Source organism: Pusillimonas minor, from assembly GCF_014237865.1.
GTDB lineage: Bacteria > Pseudomonadota > Gammaproteobacteria > Burkholderiales > Burkholderiaceae_B > Neopusillimonas > Neopusillimonas minor.
In genome coordinates this window covers 97,278-115,373 of sequence record NZ_JACJUU010000001.1, presented here as the reverse complement: position 1 = coordinate 115,373, position 18,096 = coordinate 97,278, and the positions used below count along the sequence as shown (strand labels likewise).

Annotated in this window: 19 protein-coding genes; 15 read left to right on the top strand and 4 right to left on the bottom strand. The window is 57.9% G+C overall.

Annotation, left to right across the window (positions count from 1 at the left end; genetic code table 11):
* Position 1: 1 nt before the first annotated feature.
* The 5 genes from acpS to GTU67_RS00550 are packed head-to-tail and all read left to right on the top strand — an operon-like array spanning position 2 to position 5,167.
* Positions 2-445: a holo-ACP synthase gene (acpS, locus tag GTU67_RS00570; protein ID WP_346726941.1), complete on the top strand. Its 444-nt coding sequence runs from the start codon at positions 2-4 to the stop codon at positions 443-445.
* Positions 445-1,488, top strand: a complete 1,044-nt coding sequence (nagZ, locus tag GTU67_RS00565; RefSeq protein WP_185778255.1) for a beta-N-acetylhexosaminidase — start codon at positions 445-447, stop codon at positions 1,486-1,488. The genes acpS and nagZ overlap by 1 nt, the downstream gene beginning before the upstream one ends.
* On the top strand, positions 1,451-3,274 hold the full coding sequence (gene uvrC / locus GTU67_RS00560; RefSeq protein ID WP_185778254.1) for an excinuclease ABC subunit UvrC: 1,824 nt from the start codon (positions 1,451-1,453) through the stop codon (positions 3,272-3,274). The genes nagZ and uvrC overlap by 38 nt, the downstream gene beginning before the upstream one ends.
* A 15-nt stretch (positions 3,275-3,289) precedes the next feature.
* On the top strand, positions 3,290-3,865 hold the full coding sequence (gene pgsA / locus GTU67_RS00555) for a CDP-diacylglycerol--glycerol-3-phosphate 3-phosphatidyltransferase (protein WP_185778253.1): 576 nt from the start codon (positions 3,290-3,292) through the stop codon (positions 3,863-3,865).
* Between the two features lie 42 nt (positions 3,866-3,907).
* On the top strand, positions 3,908-5,167 hold the full coding sequence (locus GTU67_RS00550) for an MFS transporter (RefSeq protein WP_185778252.1): 1,260 nt from the start codon (positions 3,908-3,910) through the stop codon (positions 5,165-5,167).
* A 68-nt stretch (positions 5,168-5,235) separates the two neighbouring features.
* Here GTU67_RS00550 and queF read toward each other — a convergent pair whose 3' ends face one another.
* Positions 5,236-6,060, bottom strand: a complete 825-nt coding sequence (gene queF / locus GTU67_RS00545; RefSeq protein ID WP_185778251.1) for an NADPH-dependent 7-cyano-7-deazaguanine reductase QueF — start codon at positions 6,058-6,060, stop codon at positions 5,236-5,238.
* A gap of 111 nt (positions 6,061-6,171) precedes the next feature.
* On the opposite strand from queF, the gene GTU67_RS00540 reads away from it, so the two are divergent.
* From GTU67_RS00540 to GTU67_RS00500, 9 genes are read left to right on the top strand one after another with little or no spacing between them, the layout of a single operon-like run.
* Complete coding sequence (locus tag GTU67_RS00540) at positions 6,172-7,149, top strand: P-type ATPase actuator domain-containing protein (RefSeq protein WP_185778250.1); 978 nt, start codon at positions 6,172-6,174, stop codon at positions 7,147-7,149.
* 9 nt (positions 7,150-7,158) lie between these two features.
* Positions 7,159-7,344 (top strand): cbb3-type cytochrome oxidase assembly protein CcoS, encoded by a 186-nt coding sequence (gene ccoS / locus GTU67_RS00535; protein WP_185778249.1) that lies wholly within the window; start codon positions 7,159-7,161, stop codon positions 7,342-7,344.
* A gap of 43 nt (positions 7,345-7,387) precedes the next feature.
* A complete protein-coding gene (ccoN, locus tag GTU67_RS00530) occupies positions 7,388-8,893 on the top strand; it encodes a cytochrome-c oxidase, cbb3-type subunit I (RefSeq protein WP_185778248.1) in 1,506 nt (501 codons plus the stop codon).
* 11 nt (positions 8,894-8,904) lie between these two features.
* The gene (gene ccoO / locus GTU67_RS00525) at positions 8,905-9,564 is read left to right on the top strand and encodes a cytochrome-c oxidase, cbb3-type subunit II (protein WP_185778247.1); all 660 of its coding nucleotides are present in this window, start codon (positions 8,905-8,907) and stop codon (positions 9,562-9,564) included.
* Between the two features lie 2 nt (positions 9,565-9,566).
* Positions 9,567-9,770, top strand: a complete 204-nt coding sequence (locus GTU67_RS00520; RefSeq protein WP_185778246.1) for a cbb3-type cytochrome oxidase subunit 3 — start codon at positions 9,567-9,569, stop codon at positions 9,768-9,770.
* Positions 9,763-10,665: a cytochrome-c oxidase, cbb3-type subunit III gene (ccoP, locus tag GTU67_RS00515; RefSeq protein ID WP_185778245.1), complete on the top strand. Its 903-nt coding sequence runs from the start codon at positions 9,763-9,765 to the stop codon at positions 10,663-10,665. The genes GTU67_RS00520 and ccoP overlap by 8 nt, the downstream gene beginning before the upstream one ends.
* An 11-nt stretch (positions 10,666-10,676) precedes the next feature.
* A complete protein-coding gene (ccoG, locus tag GTU67_RS00510) occupies positions 10,677-12,185 on the top strand; it encodes a cytochrome c oxidase accessory protein CcoG (protein ID WP_185778244.1) in 1,509 nt (502 codons plus the stop codon).
* Positions 12,186-12,210: 25 nt separating this feature from the next.
* Positions 12,211-12,459 carry a hypothetical protein gene (locus GTU67_RS00505; protein WP_185778243.1) on the top strand — a complete coding sequence of 83 codons (249 nt, stop codon included), beginning with the start codon at positions 12,211-12,213 and terminating at the stop codon, positions 12,457-12,459.
* Positions 12,456-12,704, top strand: coding sequence for a hypothetical protein (locus GTU67_RS00500; protein ID WP_185778242.1), 249 nt, complete (start codon positions 12,456-12,458; stop codon positions 12,702-12,704). Before GTU67_RS00505 ends, GTU67_RS00500 begins: the two co-directional genes overlap by 4 nt.
* Before the next feature lie 13 nt (positions 12,705-12,717).
* On the opposite strand, the gene GTU67_RS00495 is transcribed toward GTU67_RS00500, so the two are convergent.
* Positions 12,718-13,446 carry a helix-turn-helix domain-containing protein gene (locus GTU67_RS00495; RefSeq protein WP_185778241.1) on the bottom strand — a complete coding sequence of 243 codons (729 nt, stop codon included), beginning with the start codon at positions 13,444-13,446 and terminating at the stop codon, positions 12,718-12,720.
* A gap of 105 nt (positions 13,447-13,551) precedes the next feature.
* Complete coding sequence (locus GTU67_RS00490) at positions 13,552-14,460, bottom strand: LysR family transcriptional regulator (RefSeq protein WP_185778240.1); 909 nt, start codon at positions 14,458-14,460, stop codon at positions 13,552-13,554.
* Positions 14,461-14,541: 81 nt separating this feature from the next.
* Between GTU67_RS00490 and clpB the strand changes: the two genes are divergently transcribed.
* A complete protein-coding gene (gene clpB / locus GTU67_RS00485; protein ID WP_185778239.1) occupies positions 14,542-17,142 on the top strand; it encodes an ATP-dependent chaperone ClpB in 2,601 nt (866 codons plus the stop codon).
* Positions 17,143-17,383: 241 nt separating this feature from the next.
* Here the strand turns inward: clpB and GTU67_RS00480 are convergent, their stop codons facing one another.
* Positions 17,384-18,043, bottom strand: coding sequence for an epoxyqueuosine reductase QueH (locus GTU67_RS00480; protein ID WP_185778238.1), 660 nt, complete (start codon positions 18,041-18,043; stop codon positions 17,384-17,386).
* Between the last annotated feature and the right edge of the window lie 53 nt (positions 18,044-18,096).

Below are 18,096 nucleotides of genomic sequence, written 5' to 3'. Positions count from 1 at the left end.
CGTGTCTAGAACCGTTGCTCCGGCGGCGCTTGCCGGCATTGGCACCGACATTGCCCGGGTCGATCGTATTGTTGCGGCGTATGGGCGCCATGGCGACCGTTTCGCCCGGCGCATTCTGGGCGAGCACGAGTGGCCGGTGTTTGAGCGAAGAAAGTCTCGCGACCTGCAGCGTGGCATGCGCTATTTGGCCACGCGCTTTGCGGCCAAAGAGGCGTTTTCCAAGGCCATTGGGCTGGGTATGCACAGCCCCATGAGCTGGCGGCGCATGGAAGTGATCAACGCGCCGGGCGGCAAGCCCCAGGTGTGGCTGAACGAACCCCTGGCATCGTGGTACGCGGCGCGTTTTGGCGCCGCTCACGTGTCGGTCAGCGACGAAAAAGATATGGTCACCGCGTTTGTGGTGGTCGAAACACAATCTGCCCCCGGGCAGCAGGAGTCTTCATAATGGCAGCAATTTTGCCTCCCGGGCCGCTAATGGTCGATGTTCAGGGGTGTACCCTGACGGCCCACGAAATTGAGCGTTTGCAGCATCCGCTGGTGGGCGGCGTTATCTTGTTCTCGCGTAATTTCGAAAGTCGCGAACAATTGACGGCGTTATGCCAGGCCATTCATGCCGCACGCACCGAGCCGCTGCTAATTACCGTCGATCACGAAGGCGGTCGTGTCCAGCGTTTCAAGTCCGACGGGTTCACGACCTTGCCGTCCATGCGCCGCCTGGGCGAAATCTGGATGGACGATTCGTTGGCCGCCATGCGTCTGGCCACCGAAACGGGTTATGTGCTGGGTGCCGAGTTGCGCGCCTGTGGGGTTGACCTGAGCTTTACGCCAGTACTTGACCTTGATTACGGCGGCAGCCAGGTCATTGGCGACCGCGCGTTTCATCGCGAACCGCAAATCGTGGCCATGCTGGCGCGCGCGCTTATTCAGGGCCTGATGTTGTCGGGTATGGCCGCATGCGGCAAGCACTTTCCGGGTCATGGCTATGTGCAAGCCGATTCGCACCACGAAATCCCCGTCGACGACCGGCCATTGGAAGACATCATGCGTGAAGACGCCGCCCCGTATGGCTGGCTGGGCGATATGGTGCTGCCGTCTGTTATGCCTGCGCACGTCATTTATTCGCAGGTTGACCCCAACCCGGCCGGGTTTTCTTCGTTCTGGATCAACACGATCTTGCGCGAACACCTGAACTATAACGGCGTGGTGTTTTCAGACGACCTGACCATGGAAGGGGCCACCGTGGCCGGCGATATTCTGGCGCGGGCCAAGGCGGCATTGACGGCTGGTTGCGATATGGTGCTGGTATGCAATCGCCCGGACCTGGCCGACGACCTGTTGGGCCGGCTTGAGCATACGCCGTCAGAATCATCTATTGCACGCATTCGCGCGCTCATGCCCCGCGTTGTGTCGCCCGACTGGGCCACGTTGCAAAGTCAGGCCCGTTATCAGTATGCCCGAGACCTTCAATCTGAAATCATTTCTGGCTGACCTGCCTAACTTGCCCGGCGTTTATCGTCATATCGACGAAAACGACGAGGTCTTGTACGTAGGTAAGGCGCGCGACCTCAAAAAACGGGTGTCGTCGTATTTCCAGAAAAATCTGGCAAGCCCGCGCATTGCCCACATGGTGGCGCGGGTCAGCCGTATCGAGGTCACGGTGACACGCACCGAGGCCGAAGCGCTGCTGCTTGAAAACAACCTTATCAAGCGTCTGCACCCCCGCTACAACATTTTGTTCCGCGACGACAAGTCGTATCCGTACCTGCACATCAGTGGCCACGAGGCCCCGCGTATTGCCTATTACCGGGGCAGCACGGCCGGAAAAGGGCGGTATTTCGGGCCGTATCCCAACAGCTGGGCCGTACGCGAAACCATCCAGATTCTGCAAAAGGTGTTTCGTTTGCGCACGTGCGAAGACGGTGTTTATGCCCATCGGTCGCGCCCCTGCCTCTTAAACCAAATAGGCCGCTGTTCGGCCCCCTGCGTAGGGGCCATCAGCATCGACGCCTATCAGGCCGATGTCGAGCGCGCCGTACGTTTTCTGGATGGCAAGGCATCCGAAGTCATGGCCGACATCGAGCGCCGCATGCAGGCGGCCTCAGAGCAACTGGCGTTTGAAGAGGCGGCGGTGCTGCGCGACCAGATGGGGGCCCTGGCCAGGGTATTGCAGCAACAAACCATGGAAGAAATCGGTAATGACGATGTGGATGTGATTGCCGTGGTGGTGGCCGGGGGGCGCGTGTGTGTCAATCTGGCGATGATTCGTGGCGGCCGTCATTTGGGCGACAAGGCCTTTTTCCCCACACACACCGACGGCGATGCACCCGGCGAAGTCCTGTCGGCGTTTGTCGCGCAACATTATCTCGATCGTCCGATGCCCGCAGTCATTGTCTGCTCGCACGTGTTGTCAGACCCCGACCTCATGCCTTTGCTGCACGCGCAAACCGGAACGAAATCCAGGATACTGACCCGCCCTCAGGGCGTGCGCAAATCGTGGTTGGAGCAAGCTACTAAAAATGCCGAAATGGCACTGGCCCGCATGCTCACCGAGTCTGGCGCACGGGCGGCGCGCACTCTGGCGCTTGCCGAGGCGCTGGGTCTGGACACAGACGAGCCCGCACTGGATGCCTTGCATATCGAATGCTTCGACATCAGTCATACGGCAGGCGAGGCCACGCAAGCTTCTTGCGTTGTGTTTCGTCACCACGAAATGCAGCCATCGCTGTACCGACGCTACAACATTGCCGGCATTACGCCTGGCGACGATTACGCCGCCATGCGCCAGGTGTTGACCCGGCGTTTTACCCGTGTGGCCGACGGGCAGGCCGAGATGCCGGGTATTGTGTTGATTGATGGCGGTAAAGGGCAAGTCGAGGTAGCGCGCCAGGTGTTTGCCGAGCTGGGGCTTGATACCCAGGCGCTGGTTGGCGTGGCCAAAGGCGAGGGGCGCAAGGTGGGGCTTGAAACGCTGGTGTTTGCCGATGGCCGCCCGCCTGTGGCTTTAGGGGTAGAATCTGCGGCATTGATGCTGGTTGCGCAAATTCGCGACGAAGCGCACCGGTTTGCCATCACGGGTATGCGCGCGCAGCGCGCCAAAGCACGTAATGTGTCGCGCCTGGAACAGATCGACGGGGTCGGCGCCAAGCGCAGGCAAAAGCTTCTGGCCCGTTTTGGCGGGTTTTCGGGGGTTGCCGCCGCCAGTATCGATGACCTGCGGTCAGTCGACGGGATTTCCGGCGAGCTGGCTGAACGCATTTATTTCGCCTTGCGATAAGTTAGTATTGAGCCTATGCCGACCAATTTCCCAATGATGCTGACGTGGCTGCGGATTGTCATGATTCCGCTGTTCGTTGCGTTTTACTATGTGCCCGAAAGCTGGCTGTCGGTACCTGTGCGCGATACCGCGGCGGCCGTGGTGTTCATTGTTGCGGCCCTGACCGACTGGTTCGATGGCTGGCTGGCGCGCCGCTGGAATCAAACATCGTCGTTTGGCGCCTTTCTCGACCCGGTTGCCGACAAGCTCATGGTGTCGGCAGCGTTGTTGGTTTTGCTCGACCTGCAGAGAGTCGACGTGTTTATCGCACTGATTATTATTGGCCGCGAAATCACAATTTCGGCGCTGCGCGAATGGATGGCCAAAATCGGCGCGAGCGGCAGTGTGGCCGTGCACTGGTTGGGTAAATTCAAAACTGCAGCGCAAATGGTCGCCATACCGTGCCTACTGTTTTGGCAACCCTTGTATGGTGTGCCCCTGCATTGGGTGGGCCAGGTACTTATTATTGTGGCCGCCATTCTTACGGTATGGTCAATGTTTTATTATTTGCGCCGTGCCTGGCCGCAAATTCGCGCCAAATCGGGCGAATGACCCGATCGAGCCCAATCGTTTTTATTCGTTTCTGCTAACGTCATGACCACAACAACCGTCGAGCATTTCGCTGACTCGCCACAAATCCAGCGTCGCGACTGGAAAATCATCACGCTTATCGGTGCGGCGCATTCCTGCTCGCACTTTTTCCAGCTTGTTTTTCCCACATTATTCATTGCACTGAATACCGAGTTTGGTTTCAGCTACAGCCAGTTGGGGCTGCTGGTAGCGATTTTCTTTGTGGCGTCGGGTGTCGGGCAGGCGTCGTCGGGCTTTATTGTTGATCGTATCGGCCCCACGCCTGTGTTGCGTTTCGGGCTGGCCAGTTTTGTGGTGGCCGGGATGCTCATCGGGCTCGCTAACGGTTATGCCATGCTGGTGCTGGCAGCCCTTATTGGCGGGTTTGGCAATTCCGTGTTTCATCCTGTCGACTACTCCATTCTTAACCATCGGGTCAGTGCGCGCCGGTTGGGGCATGCGTTCAGTACCCATGGTTTTACCGGCAACCTGGGGTGGGCGCTCACGCCACTCTTCATGTCGGCGCTTATTTACCTGGCCAACTGGCGGGTTGCGGCCATTGGCGCCGGCGCGCTGGTGGCGGTTGTGCTGGTGTTTGTCTGGCGAGGCCGCGAGTTGCTGGCGGGTAAAAACGTCGAGCATGCCGCCGGTCAGGCCCACAAAGAAGGGTCGCTGGCGTCCAAGTCGGTCGGTCAGACCCTCGCTACGCTGGCTCGGCAACCAGCATTGTGGGGGGCGTTTTTCTTTTTCGCACTCACGTCCATTTCGCTGTCGGCCGTTCAAAATTACAGTATTCCCATGCTGGGCGACGTCTACAGCATCGATGCCGTGCTGGCGGGTACGGCGCTGTCGGCCTATATGCTGGCTTCGGCACTGGGCATGATCGCCGGCGGTTTTCTTGTTAGCGCCAATCCGCGTACCGAACTCACCATCGCCGGGTCTCTGGTGCTGGCGGGTGTGTTGCTGGTGGTGTTGGCATCGGGCCTTGTCTCCCCCTGGCTGGCCATGGTCGTGGTGGCCACAGGTGGTTTTTGCGCCGGTGTTTCCACACCCTCGCGCGACATGCTGATTCGCAAAATCACGCCCAAAGGGGCCACCGGTACGGTGTATGGCCTGGTGTATTCGGGTATGGATGTCGGCGCATCGCTGGCGCCGCTTGCCTTTGGCATCATGCTCGACCTGGGCTACGTGAAGGGCCCATGGGTGGGTGGTGCAGCGGCATTTGTCATTGCGGCTGCAGCAGCCCTTGTTATTGGTCGCTCTACCGCGGCACGTGGCGGCTAAGCGTCGCCACTTTGTTCAGGCTGTTTCTTTAAGCGCCTTGCCGGCGCTTAAAGTAATGCGGTAGTTACTTACTGGCGTGGCGTGCGTTGCACCAAGACCTGGGCCGTTGGGTTGCTGCTGCGCCAGGGGTTGATGTCTAGCCCGCCACGACGGGTGTAGCGCGCATAAACCTGTAATGCGCTGGGTTCGCACAGGTGCCAAAGGTCGCAGTACATTTTTTCAACACAATGCTCATGAAACTCGTTGTGTTGGCGCAGCGACACGATATATTTCAGCAAGGCAGCACGGTCTAGCTTGGGGCCCGTGTATTCAATTTGCACGCTGCCCCAGTCGGGCTGGCCGGTTACCGGGCAGTTCGATTTCAACAAGTCAGAGGTCAGTGTTTCGGTAACGATTTGCCCCCGGTCGCACTGCAGCAGGTCGGGCGCGGGCTGGTAGCGGGTAATTTCTACATCAATATCGTCAATGTTTTCGCCGTGCATGGCGCGGCAAGACACTTCGAGGCCGGCTTGCAAAGGTTCGATTTCAATCTGAACTGTCCCGCCACTGGCTGCATCAAGGTCTTTTTGCATCAGTTGCTTGACGTCTTCAATGTGCGCGAAGCGGCTCTCGTTGAATGAATTCAGGTACAGCTTGAATGACTTGGATTCGATTAAAAAGGGCGTGCTGTGGGGCAGGGTAAAACGGCCCATGGCCACGACGGGTTTGCCCTTGGCATTTAGCCACGACAGTTCGTAGGCCGTCCAGATGTCGGCACCGTGCCAGGCCGGCAGGCTGCCCAGGCCGGCCCGGTTGTTGGCCCGCGCAATCGGGAACAATAAAGAGGCATCGTAAGTTGTGGGGTAGACAACGTCATGGCCCAGCGGCGCGTTAACAAGGTCGGAATGGCTCATGGTGACAATATAAAAACGGTGATCAGGCCCTATAGGCCAAAGTTTTTGCATTGTAGCGGGTCTTGATTTTGATCAAGCGTCTAAACCTATCTTTCATGTACGGTTTTAAACATGTCACCCTGGACGCTATTCGCCCCCCCTAAAAACTTGTCCGATGCCGATCGCAACGACCGGCGTCACATGCTCGCGCGTTTGGGGCTGGCCTGGCTCGGCATGATGCAAGTCATGATGTTCGCGTTCCCGGGGTATGTGCGCCACCGGCCCATGTCCCCCGAAGACCTCTCTTTCCTTGACGAAGCCATTGTGTTGCTTAACTGGCTTAGTCTGGTTCTTACCGTTCCCGTAGTGTTGTACTGTGCCTGGCCTGTGTGGCGGGGCGCTTTTGCGCGGCTGCGCCAGGCGTCGGTCAGTATGGATGTCCCGGTGGCGTTGGGTATTTTGGCTGCGTTCATTCCCAGCACCTATGCCACCTGGGTCAACCAGGGCGAAGTCTACTTCGAGTCGGTCACCATGTTTGTGGCCTTTTTGCTCACAGCCCGCTATCTGGAATTCTGCGCCCGTCAGGCCGCCGGCCCGGCTGGTAAACAATCGGGCCCTGTGCATCGGCACATCGAGTCGGCCCGCGCGCTAATGTCGGCAGGCGCCGATCGTGTCGCGCTGTGGTTCACCATTGCGCAATTGGCACTGGCCTTTGCCGCGGGTGCCTTCTGGCTTTCGTATGCACCCGAACATGCCGTGGCCGTCACCGTGGCATTGCTGGTTATCAGCTGTCCCTGCGCTTTGGCTATGTCTGTGCCTACAGCTGTGTCGGCCGCGCATGCCGTAGCCCTCGAGCGCCCCGACCTGACACAAACCGAGCTCGACGCGCTGGTGTTGTCCACTCGTCGAACCGCCAATCAAAGTCTTTACGGGTCGATGGCCTGGCATTTGCTGCTGACACCATTGGCGGCCATGGGTTATGTCCAGCCGTGGTTGGCTGCCATCACCATGCTGGTGTCGTCGTTGGCGGTAGCTGCCAATGCCTGGCGCCTGTACCGGCGTATGTCGGTGCCGCCATCGTTGCGGTTGTCAGCAGCTGTTCAGGTATAGGGCAATACTATGGGCGCGTTGTATCTGTTGTTGCCCATTTCGCTGGTTTTGGTGGTGGTTATCGGTATTGCATTTTGGTGGGCCATTTTTTCGGGCCAGTTCGACGACGCTGACGAGGCCGCGCGGTCTATTCTCGACGATGACGACACGACCGTAGCGCCCAAAGAGGGCGGCAAGCCGGGCGACACGCTTTAATTAACAACAATATTTGTTTTACTTTTGTAATTAGGGGATTCTCATGGGCACTTCCGGTACGCTGGGGAAACAGGCCGAGACCTTCAATTATGGTGTGGTGCGGCAGTTCACCATCATGACCATATTTTGGGGTGTTATCGGCATGGCGGTGGGCGTATTGATTGCGGCGCAGTTGTTCTGGCCGGAACTCAATTTCAATACGCCATGGCTAAGCTATGGCCGTTTGCGGCCGGTGCACACCAACACCGTCATTTTTGCATTTGGCGGTACGGCGCTGTTTGCCACGTCTTACTACGTCGTGCAACGCACCTGTCAGGTCAGGCTGTTTTCCGACAAGCTGGCGGCGTTTACGTTTTGGGGCTGGCAAGCATGTTTGCTGGCGGGCTTTTTGACTCTGCCCATGGGCTTTACCAGCACTAAAGAATACGCCGAATACGAATGGCCTATCGATATCCTGATCACCCTGGTGTGGGTAGCTTACGCGGTGGTGTTTTTCGGCACAATTGTCAAACGCCGGGTGCGCCATATTTACGTGGCTAACTGGTTTTTTGGCTCGTACATTCTTACCATCGCCATTTTGCACATTTTCAACAACATCGAAATCCCGGTTTCGATGTGGAAATCGTACTCGGCGTATTCGGGTGTGCAAGACGCCATGGTGCAATGGTGGTACGGCCACAATGCGGTGGGCTTTTTCCTGACCACCAGCTTTCTGGGCATGATGTACTACTTTGTGCCCAAGCAGGCCGAGCGCCCCATTTATTCGTATCGCTTGTCGATTGTGCACTTCTGGGCACTGGCCTTTACCTATATGTGGGCCGGCCCTCATCACTTGCACTACACCTCGTTGCCCGACTGGACCCAAGCCCTGGGTATGGTGTTTTCATTGATTTTGCTGGCGCCTTCGTGGGGCGGCATGATCAACGGCATCATGACCTTGTCGGGGGCCTGGCACAAGCTGCGCACCGACCCGATCCTCAAGTTTTTGGTGGTGGGGCTCTCGTTCTACGGGATGTCCACCTTCGAAGGCTCGATGATGTCCATCCGTACGGTTAACGCCTTGTCGCACTACACCGACTGGACGGTCGGGCACGTGCACGCGGGCGCGCTGGGTTGGGTGTCCATGACGATTTTCGGGTCGCTGTATTACCTTATTCCCCGCCTGTACGGGCGTACCACTATGGCCAGCATGAAACAGGTCGAACTGCATTTCTGGCTCGCCACCATTGGTGTTGTGCTGTATATCGCCTCAATGTGGGTAGCGGGTGTCATGCAGGGCCTGATGTGGCGCGCCACTGGCGATGACGGCACACTGACCTACAGCTTCGTCGAATCCGTCAAGGCGACCTATCCCTTGTATTTCATCCGCTTGCTGGGCGGGATCATGTTCTTGTCGGGCATGTTGCTGATGGCCTGGAACACGTTCAAAACGGTTGTGGGCCAACCCAAACCTAATCCCCGGGTTTATCTGTACAACCCCGACAGCACCGACCCTGCACTGGTCGGGCCCGCTTCCGACAAAGCCGTGACTGGCACTGCATCGGCATAAGGAGAAACAACATGGCCAACGAGAAAAAGAAATTTTTCAGTCACGACACCCTCGAAACCAATATTGGCTGGATGATTATCGCCAGCATTCTGGTGGTCAGTTTTGCCGGTCTGGTCCAGATCGTTCCGCTGTTCTTTCAGCACTCCACCACGCAGCCGACCGAGGGCGTCAAGCCCTACGAGGCCCTGCAACTGGTGGGGCGCGACCTGTACATTCGCGAAGGCTGTGTGGGTTGCCACTCGCAGCAAATTCGCATGCTGCAGTCCGAAGTCCAGCGTTACGGCCCGTATTCTTTAGCAGGAGAGTTCGTCTACGACTACCCCTTCCTGTGGGGGTCCAAGCGTACTGGTCCCGACCTGGCGCGTGTCGGCGGGCGTTATTCCGACGAATGGCATCGCGTGCACCTGCGCAACCCCCGCGACCTGGTCAAAGAGTCGAACATGCCGGCGTATCCGTGGCTGGCACAAAACACGGTTGAAGGCGCCGACGTGCAGGCACGCATGCGCGCGTTGCGTGTGCTGGGGGTGCCTTATACCGACGAACAAATCGAGACGGCACCGGCGCAGCTTAAAGGCAAAACCGAAGAAGACGCCATGGTGGCCTATTTACAAAGTCTGGGCGTGGCCGGTCGCGAAGCGGCCGCCAAGGCCGTGGCAGAAGGGAGTCGCTGATCATGGGCGTTCTTAACGGCATTGTTACTTTAATTGCACTGGTGACCTTTTTGGGCATTGTGTTCTGGGCGTTCTCTAAGGGTCGCGCCAAAGCCAACCAAGAAGCCGCCATGCTGCCATTCGCACTTCCCGACGAAGCCGCCACCGCGGGCAACGGCAGTACGTTGCCGTCGGGCCGTCAGCCACAAGGGGGTTCTCATGAGTGACTTTTTCAGTGGTTTCTGGGGGTATTTCATTACCATCATTACCCTGCTGGGTATTGCCTTTTGCGTCTGGCTGCTGTTTACACAACGCCGATGGTTGGGCAAAGACGTCAAGCAGGTACAAGATACCGGCCACGTCTGGGATGGCGACCTGACCGAACTGAACAACCCCGTGCCGCGCTGGTGGACGGTGTTCTATGTGCTGCTGTGCGTATTCAGTTTGGGTTACCTTGTTTTGTATCCGGGCCTGGGGACGTTTCAGGGGGTGCTTAATTATTCAACGGCCGAGTCGGTCAAGCAGGCACAAGCCGAACTGGCCGAAAAAATCCGGCCGGTGTATCAACGCTACGAGGCAATGCCCATTCCCGAAATTGCCAAAGAGCAGCAGGCCCGCGAGATCGGGCAGCGTTTATTCTTGAACGCCTGTGCCCAGTGCCACGGTTCCGACGCCAAGGGGGCACCCAGTTTCCCCAACCTGACCGATACCGACTGGCTGTATGGCGGCTCTCCCGAGCAAATCATGCAGTCCATCACCAAGGGTCGTCACGGCATCATGCCGCCCATGGCAGCCCAGGTCAAACCCGACGAGGCCGCGGCTATTGCCCAGTATGTCAGGTCGTTGTCGGGCCTGGCCAGCGACCCTCTAATGGTGGTGCCCGGCAAGCGCGGCTTCGAAACGTTCTGTGCGGCTTGCCACGGGGTTGACGGCAAGGGCAACCAGGCCTTGGGAGCCCCCAATCTTACCGACGATGTATGGCTGTACGGCAGCTCGTCGGCAACGATTGTCCAAACCATCATGAGCGGCCGGAACAACCAGATGCCGGCCCAAGAGGGCATTCTTACGCCAGAGCAGATCCGTATGCTGACGGCATACGTCTGGGGTTTGTCTAACAACTAGCCGGAAGCATCATGGACAAGAAACCCGTCGTCTCTACTGAACCCTTAACCGGGGATCAGCCCATCCCCGCGTGGCAGCCGCCCAGGGTCGAGGCGACGGCGTCCAGGGGCGCGTCGCCCCAGGTTGAACAAGCGCTGGCCGATGTACGCCGCAAAATTTACCCGCGTGCTGTCAGTGGTATTTTTGCCCGGTGGCGCATCATCATGGTGTTTTTTACCCAGATTATTTTCTATGGGTTGCCATGGCTCGAGTGGGGCGGGCGCCAGGCGGTGCTTTTCGACCTGGGCGCGCGTAAGTTTTATATTTTCGGCATGGTGTTGTGGCCACAAGACGTCGTGTATTTGGCCGTGTTGCTGGTCTTGTCGGCGTTGTCGCTGTTCTTGTTTACCGCCATTGCGGGGCGATTGTTTTGCGGGTATGCCTGCCCTCAAACTGTTTACACCGAAATTTTCATGTGGGTCGAGCGCAAAATCGAGGGCGACCGCCTGGCGCGTATCCGCCTCGACGAGCAACCCCTGTCGTTTCGAAAATTCCGGCTGAAAGCGGCTAAACACACCGTCTGGGTACTCATTGCCTTCTGGACGGGTTTTACGTTCATTGGTTACTTTGCGCCTATTCGCGAGCTGGGTGCAGGTCTTCTGGCGCTGTCGCTGGGCCCCTGGCAGTGGTTCTGGATGGTGTTTTACGCCTTTGCCACCTGGGGAAATGCCGGTTTCATGCGCGAAGCGGTATGCAAGTACATGTGCCCGTATGCGCGGTTTCAAAGCGTGATGGTCGACGACGATACCTTTGTCGTCACATACGACCATGTCCGGGGTGAGCCGCGGGGCGGGCGTTCGCGGCGCATCGATCATAAAGAAGCCGGGATGGGCGATTGCGTCGACTGCAGTCTTTGCGTGCAGGTTTGCCCGACGGGCATCGATATCCGCGATGGTCTGCAGTACATGTGCATTGGTTGCGGGGCCTGTGTCGATGCCTGCGACCAGGTGATGGACAAAATGGACTACCCGAAAGGCCTGATACGCTATACATCGGGCTCGGCGATCACCGAGCGCCTGAGCCAAACCCAAGCGCGCAAGCGTGTGTTTCGGCCGCGCGTGTTGTTTTACATCGGTTTGCTGGTGGTCATTACGGCCGGCTTCTTGTATGCCCTGGTCGTACGCGAAACGCTTAAGGTCGACGTTATCCGGGATCGGGGGGCGCTGGGTCGCGAAGTGGCCGGCGGCCTGATAGAAAACGTGTACCGGCTGCAAGTCATGAATACCAGCGAAGCACCGCTGACCTTGCAATTGCGTGCCGATGGCTTGCCCGGGCTGTCGATTGCCTTGGCCGAAAATGCACAACGTTCTTATTTTTATGTGGATGGTTCGGCCAACAGGTTGGTGCCGGTTATTGTGCGCGCGCCGGCCGGTCAGGTACAGCCGGGCATGCACGATATTTCAATTATCGTCTCCGACCTGAACCCCGAAATTGCACCGCACAATGTTACAGAAAAAACCAGTTTTTATGTACCTCAGTAAACCCGAACAATAATCAGGTGGAGCCATGACTGAGCAAAACAACACAACCAACCCCTGGTGGAAAGAACCGTGGCCCTGGATCATTATGGCCGGGCCATTTCTGGCGTTGGTGGGGTGCGCCATCACCATCGCACTGGCGGTCAAGCATTTTAGTGGCGAAGCCATTACCGACGGCGGCGTGCGGCAGGGTTTGGTCGTTAAACGCGTCGGCCCCGAACGCAGCCCACAGGCCCCATCGGCGGTATCGCAAAACGACGCACGGGGTGCGCCATGAGTCGCTATTCTTTAATGTGGATTTTATGGCCGTCTTTTTTGCTGGCAGGGGCAGGTAGTGCCGCAGTGTTCGCGTTGGTCGACCCTTTAGATATTGCCGTGTTTGGTTCAATGCATTTCAGTCGCGAGGTTGTGTACACCGCAGGCTTTTTTATTTTCTGGGTGGTCACGGCGTTGTCGAGTGCGCTGACGCTTTACATGGCGCCCCCCGAGGGGCCGGCAAAACTGAAAGACGATGGCTTGTAATGCGCGCCGGGGTTTAGCCGTAATCGCTGCCGGCAAGTTCGCGCAGGGCGGGCAAGTCGAGCAACTGGACTTCGCGCTGATGAATACGGATGAGGTTTTCTTTGGCAAACCGCGAAAACAACCGGCTGACGGTTTCCAGGGTCAGGCCCAGGTAACTGCCGATTTCTTCGCGGCTCATGCGCAAAATGAATTCGGTTGACGAATACCCCAAAATGGAGAGCCGTTGCGACATATTGACCAAAAACGCGGCCAGACGTTGTTCGGAGCGCAGCACACCCAACGCCATGACCAATTGCTGCGACCTTTTGATTTCCTGGCTGGTCAGCCTGCGCAACTGGTGCTGCAATGCGGGTACGTGGGCGATAACACGGTCAATTTCGTTGACCCGGGCCACGCACACTTCGGTGTCTTCAAGGGCAATGGCGTGCGACAGCTGCTTGCCTTCCAGGAAACCGTCGAGCCCGACGATTTCGCCTGGCAACAAAAAGCCCGTCACCTGGATATGGCCGGTAGCATCTTCGAGCTGGGTTTTCATTGAGCCCACCCGAATGCCGTAAATGGCCTGGGCAGGGTCGCCTGTGTTGAACAGGGTGTCGCCTTTGGGTACGCGAATGCGTTCTTGGACGACTTCTTCGAAGCGCGCAATATCTACGGTTGACATCCCCACCGGAAGGCACAGGCTGTTAAGCATGCAAGTCGAGCAACGATGGGAATCGGATGTCAGCGTGATTTTTTTCTGCATACAGGAAACAGACTAGTTATGCGCGGCTGGCATATAGACATAGCCCTATGGCATAAGCTAATGGGCAGATTGTCTGAACATTGTACATGCTTTAAAAATTAATGCTTAATGCGAATCCCAGTAGCTGGTTTGCGTGTATGTGGTTTTAAGCAGGTCGGTAAAAACCTGCAGCCGGGGGGGAATATGTCGGCGTTCGGGCATAAGGGCAAAAATACCGTTGGGCGGTGCGGCAAACTCGTCCAGCACCGTCACCAGGCGGCCTTCTTCGATGTCCTGGCGCACTTCCCACAAAGATCGCCAGGCCAGACCGCAGCCGGCCAGGGCCCACGCGTGCAGTACCGAACCATCGCTGCTGCTCACGGTTCCCTTGACCCGGTAGGCTTTGACATGGCCTTCTTGTTTAAGCAGCCACCCGCGCGACTGGTTGCCCTGGGTGCCGAACGACAGGCAATTGTGATTGACCAGGTCGTCGGGGGTGTTGGGGCGGCCAAAGCGGTTCAGGTAGTCGGGCGACGCCACAATGACCCTGCGGTTGTCGGCCAGCCGTATGCCCACATATTGCGAATTGTCCAGGTCGCCAATACGAATGGCGCAGTCATAGCGCTCGTCGATCAGGTCGACCAGACGGTCGCTCAGGTCAAGGGTAATGCTGATGTCCGGGTAGCGTTCCAGAAACTCAGGCAGCAAGGGGGCAATATGACGCCGCCCAAACCCCGCCGGGGCGCTGATGCGCAGCGGGCCGCTGGGTCGTGTCCCACCTTGGGCCACCTGGGCCTCGGCTTCGGCCAGGTCGCGCAAAATGCGCTGGGCTTCTTCCAGAAACAGCCCGCCCTCTGCGGTCAACGACAATCGGCGCGTCGAGCGTACAAAAAGCTTGACCCCCAAACGGGCTTCCAGGGCGTCCAGGCGCCGGCTCATCATGGTGGGAGCGATGTCCTGGGCCCGGGCTGCGGCCGACAGGCTGCCCAGGGCGGCTACCGCGACAAAACTTTCCAGTTGTTTGAACTTGTCCATTTCACATCTTGAAATTTTCTTGGCAGGCCTTATTTAATCATCATTCGAGCGAATGCTCTTACCCTACAGTGAAAGACGACTATGCGATTCGACAAATTGACCACGAAATTTCAGCAAGCGATTGCCGATGCGCAAAGCTTGGCTGTGCAAAATGACAACCAGTATATCGAGCCGGTGCATGTGCTGGCGGCCTTGCTGGCCGATACCGACAGTGGCACCGGCAGCTTGCTGGCGCGCGCCGGTGTGGCCACCAACCGCCTTACATCGGGTCTGAATACGGCCATAAAGGCACTGCCTCAGGTCAAAGGGGCCGGTGGCAATGTGCAGGTTGGCCGCGAACTTCAGGCTGCGTTGGCGCGTACCGACAAAGAAGCATCCAGTCGGGGCGATACCTATATTGCCAGCGAGCTGTTCTTGTTGGCGCTGGTCGACGACAAAGGCGAGGCCGGGCGTTTGCTGCGCGAGGCCGGCCTGCAACGCAAGCCTTTAGAGGCGGCGATTGAGGCCGTACGGGGTGGCGCAACGGTATCCGACGCTGAAGGCGAGTCTAATCGCGAAGCCCTGAAAAAATACACGACCGACCTGACGGAACGCGCGCGCGAAGGCAAGCTCGACCCGGTGATTGGCCGCGACGACGAAATCCGCCGTGCCATCCAGATTCTGCAGCGTCGCACCAAAAACAATCCGGTCCTGATCGGTGAGCCTGGCGTGGGTAAGACGGCAATTGTCGAAGGCCTGGCCCAGCGCATTATCAACAATGAGGTCCCGGAAACCCTGAAGGGCAAGCGGGTGCTGTCTCTTGATTTGGCGGCCTTGCTAGCCGGCGCCAAGTATCGAGGCGAGTTCGAAGAGCGCCTGAAAGCGGTGCTGAAAGAGCTGTCGCAAGACCAGGGTGGCATTATTGTCTTTATCGACGAGATCCACACTATGGTGGGGGCCGGTAAAGCCGAAGGTGCCATGGATGCGGGCAATATGCTCAAGCCTGCATTGTCGCGCGGCGAACTGCACTGCATTGGCGCGACCACCCTCGACGAATACCGCAAGTACATCGAAAAAGATGCCGCGCTGGAGCGTCGATTCCAGAAGGTGTTGGTCGACGAGCCCGATGTCGAGTCAACCATCGCTATTTTGCGAGGTTTGCAAGAGCGCTACGAACTGCACCACGGCGTTGCCATTACCGACCCGGCCATTGTGGCGGCGGCTGAGCTTTCACATCGGTATATTACCGACCGTTTTCTGCCGGACAAGGCCATTGACCTCATCGACGAGGCTGCCGCGCGTATCCGCATGGAGATTGACTCCAAGCCAGAGGTCATGGACAAGCTGGATCGCCGCATTATCCAGCTGAAAATCGAGCGCGAGGCGGTCAAGAAAGAGACCGACGAGGGTTCGTTGCGTCGCCTGAAAGCCATTGAAGACGAGCTGGAAAAGCTGCAGCGCGAATATAACGACTACGAAGAAATCTGGAAGGCCGAAAAGGCGGCCGTTCAAGGGTCGCAGTCGGTTAAAGAGGAAATCGAGCGTACGCGTGCCGAAATGGCCGAGTTGCAACGCAAAGGCCAGTTCGACAAGCTGGCCGAGCTGCAGTACGGCAAGCTGCCCGAACTGGAAGCACGCCTGAAGGCGGCCGAGGCCAGCGGCGATGGCGACAAAACGTCCGAGACGGATAAGCCGCGCTTGCTGCGCACCCAGGTTGGGGCTGAAGAAATTGCCGAGGTGGTGGCGCGCGCCACGGGCATACCGGTGTCCAAAATGATGCAGGGCGAACGCGCCAAGCTGCTGGGTATGGAAGACCACCTGCATCGTCGTGTGGTGGGGCAAGACGAAGCCGTCAGCCTGGTGGCCGACGCCATCCGCCGTTCGCGTGCAGGTTTGTCCGATCCGGCACGTCCTTACGGCTCGTTCCTGTTTTTGGGGCCGACAGGGGTGGGTAAAACCGAGCTCACCAAAGCATTGGCCGACTTTCTATTCGACTCAGAAGAGCATCTGGTTCGTATCGACATGAGCGAGTTCATGGAGAAGCATTCGGTGGCCCGTCTTATCGGTGCGCCTCCCGGTTATGTGGGTTACGAAGAGGGCGGTTATCTGACCGAAGCGGTGCGTCGCAAGCCCTACAGCGTGATTTTGCTGGACGAAGTAGAAAAGGCCCACCCGGATGTCTTTAACGTACTTTTGCAGGTGCTTGATGACGGTCGCCTGACCGATGGTCAGGGGCGAACTGTGGATTTCCGTAATACGGTCATCGTAATGACTTCCAACCTGGGTTCGCAACATATCCAGAGTATGGCGGGGCAACCTTACGAGGTCGTTAAAGAAGTCGTCTGGGAAGAGCTCAAAACGTCATTTCGCCCTGAATTCCTCAACCGTATCGATGAGGTTGTCGTGTTCCATGGCCTGGAAGCCAAGCACATCGAGTCTATTGCCCAGATCCAGATTCAGCGCTTGCAACAGCGTCTGGCCCAGCAAGAGATGCGTCTGGAAGTGTCGGATGCGGCGTTGGCGCAGTTGGCTCGGACAGGCTTTGATCCTGTGTTTGGTGCGCGACCGTTGAAACGGGCAATTCAGCAGCACATCGAAAATCCGGTGGCGCGTTTGTTGCTGGAAGGCAAGTTCGGGCCCAAAGACGTGATTCCGGTCGATTGGCGGGATGACAAGTTTGTGTTCGAACGTACGTTGCAGTAACACCGGCCTTGCTACAAAAAACATCGGGCGCCCCAGGGCGCCCGATGTTTTTTTGCATTGATGCAACGTGGCAGGTAGGGGTAGCGTGCTGACCTGAGCCGATCTGATTTGACTCTACCCAACCAAACCCGAGCCGACCCGACTTGGCCTGACCTGACTTAATTCGATCTGGTCTGATCTGGTTCGAGCCTGTCTGATCGTGCCCAGGCCAAGCCAGCCCAGCCCGACACCGGACTGGCGCTTAAAGCGTTTCTTCGCGCCCGTAGAACTTGACGCCGATTTGCACCGGCTCGCGGCCCTGGGCCCGGCGGTGGCGATTGGTATCGCGCAGCGAATAAATACAGCCGCAGTATTCTTGCTGGTAGAAGTTTTCGCGTTTGCTGATTTCGATCATGCGGGCCGACCCGCCGCCTTTGCGCCAGTTGTATGTCCAGTACAACATGCCGGGGTAGCGTGCTGCCGCGCGTTCGCCGCAGCCGTTGATCTGGTTCATGTCTTTCCAGCGAGAAATGCCCAAGGAACTGGTGATGGTGTCGTAGCCGTTTTCGTAGGCGTACAGGGCGGTGCGCTCGAAGCGCATATCGAAACACTGCGTGCAGCGTTCGCCGCGTTCGGGCTCGTTTTCCAGGCCTTTGACGCGTTCGAACCAGTTGTCGCGATCGTAGTCGGCATCGATAAATTCTATGCCGTGCTCTTGCGCAAAACGGATGTTTTCGTTTTTGCGGATGTCGTATTCGCGGTCGGGGTGGATGTTGGGATTGTAAAAATAAATGGCGTAGTCAATGCCCGAGGCGGTCATGGCTTCCATGACTTCGCCGGAGCAGGGGGCGCAGCACGAGTGCAGCAAGACTTTCTTGCGTGATTCGGGCAGTTCGAGGGTGGGGCGTTTAATGTCAGTCATGTCGTTATTTTAAGCGGGCTGCCGGAAATTCAAAAGTGCCGGCGCCAACGGGT

Coding starts and splice junctions, on each gene's coding strand:
- pgsA (WP_185778253.1), top strand. CDS start 3,290: ATGCCGACCAATTTCCCAATGATGCTGACGTGGCTGCGGATTGTCATG.
- GTU67_RS00520 (WP_185778246.1), top strand. CDS start 9,567: ATGGGCGTTCTTAACGGCATTGTTACTTTAATTGCACTGGTGACCTTT.
- GTU67_RS00490 (WP_185778240.1), bottom strand. CDS start 14,460: ATGGACAAGTTCAAACAACTGGAAAGTTTTGTCGCGGTAGCCGCCCTG.
- uvrC (WP_185778254.1), top strand. CDS start 1,451: ATGCCCGAGACCTTCAATCTGAAATCATTTCTGGCTGACCTGCCTAAC.
- ccoN (WP_185778248.1), top strand. CDS start 7,388: ATGGGCACTTCCGGTACGCTGGGGAAACAGGCCGAGACCTTCAATTAT.
- ccoS (WP_185778249.1), top strand. CDS start 7,159: ATGGGCGCGTTGTATCTGTTGTTGCCCATTTCGCTGGTTTTGGTGGTG.
- GTU67_RS00550 (WP_185778252.1), top strand. CDS start 3,908: ATGACCACAACAACCGTCGAGCATTTCGCTGACTCGCCACAAATCCAG.
- GTU67_RS00540 (WP_185778250.1), top strand. CDS start 6,172: ATGTCACCCTGGACGCTATTCGCCCCCCCTAAAAACTTGTCCGATGCC.
- ccoG (WP_185778244.1), top strand. CDS start 10,677: ATGGACAAGAAACCCGTCGTCTCTACTGAACCCTTAACCGGGGATCAG.
- ccoO (WP_185778247.1), top strand. CDS start 8,905: ATGGCCAACGAGAAAAAGAAATTTTTCAGTCACGACACCCTCGAAACC.
- GTU67_RS00480 (WP_185778238.1), bottom strand. CDS start 18,043: ATGACTGACATTAAACGCCCCACCCTCGAACTGCCCGAATCACGCAAG.
- ccoP (WP_185778245.1), top strand. CDS start 9,763: ATGAGTGACTTTTTCAGTGGTTTCTGGGGGTATTTCATTACCATCATT.
- queF (WP_185778251.1), bottom strand. CDS start 6,060: ATGAGCCATTCCGACCTTGTTAACGCGCCGCTGGGCCATGACGTTGTC.
- nagZ (WP_185778255.1), top strand. CDS start 445: ATGGCAGCAATTTTGCCTCCCGGGCCGCTAATGGTCGATGTTCAGGGG.
- clpB (WP_185778239.1), top strand. CDS start 14,542: ATGCGATTCGACAAATTGACCACGAAATTTCAGCAAGCGATTGCCGAT.
- GTU67_RS00500 (WP_185778242.1), top strand. CDS start 12,456: ATGAGTCGCTATTCTTTAATGTGGATTTTATGGCCGTCTTTTTTGCTG.
- GTU67_RS00495 (WP_185778241.1), bottom strand. CDS start 13,446: ATGCAGAAAAAAATCACGCTGACATCCGATTCCCATCGTTGCTCGACT.
- GTU67_RS00505 (WP_185778243.1), top strand. CDS start 12,211: ATGACTGAGCAAAACAACACAACCAACCCCTGGTGGAAAGAACCGTGG.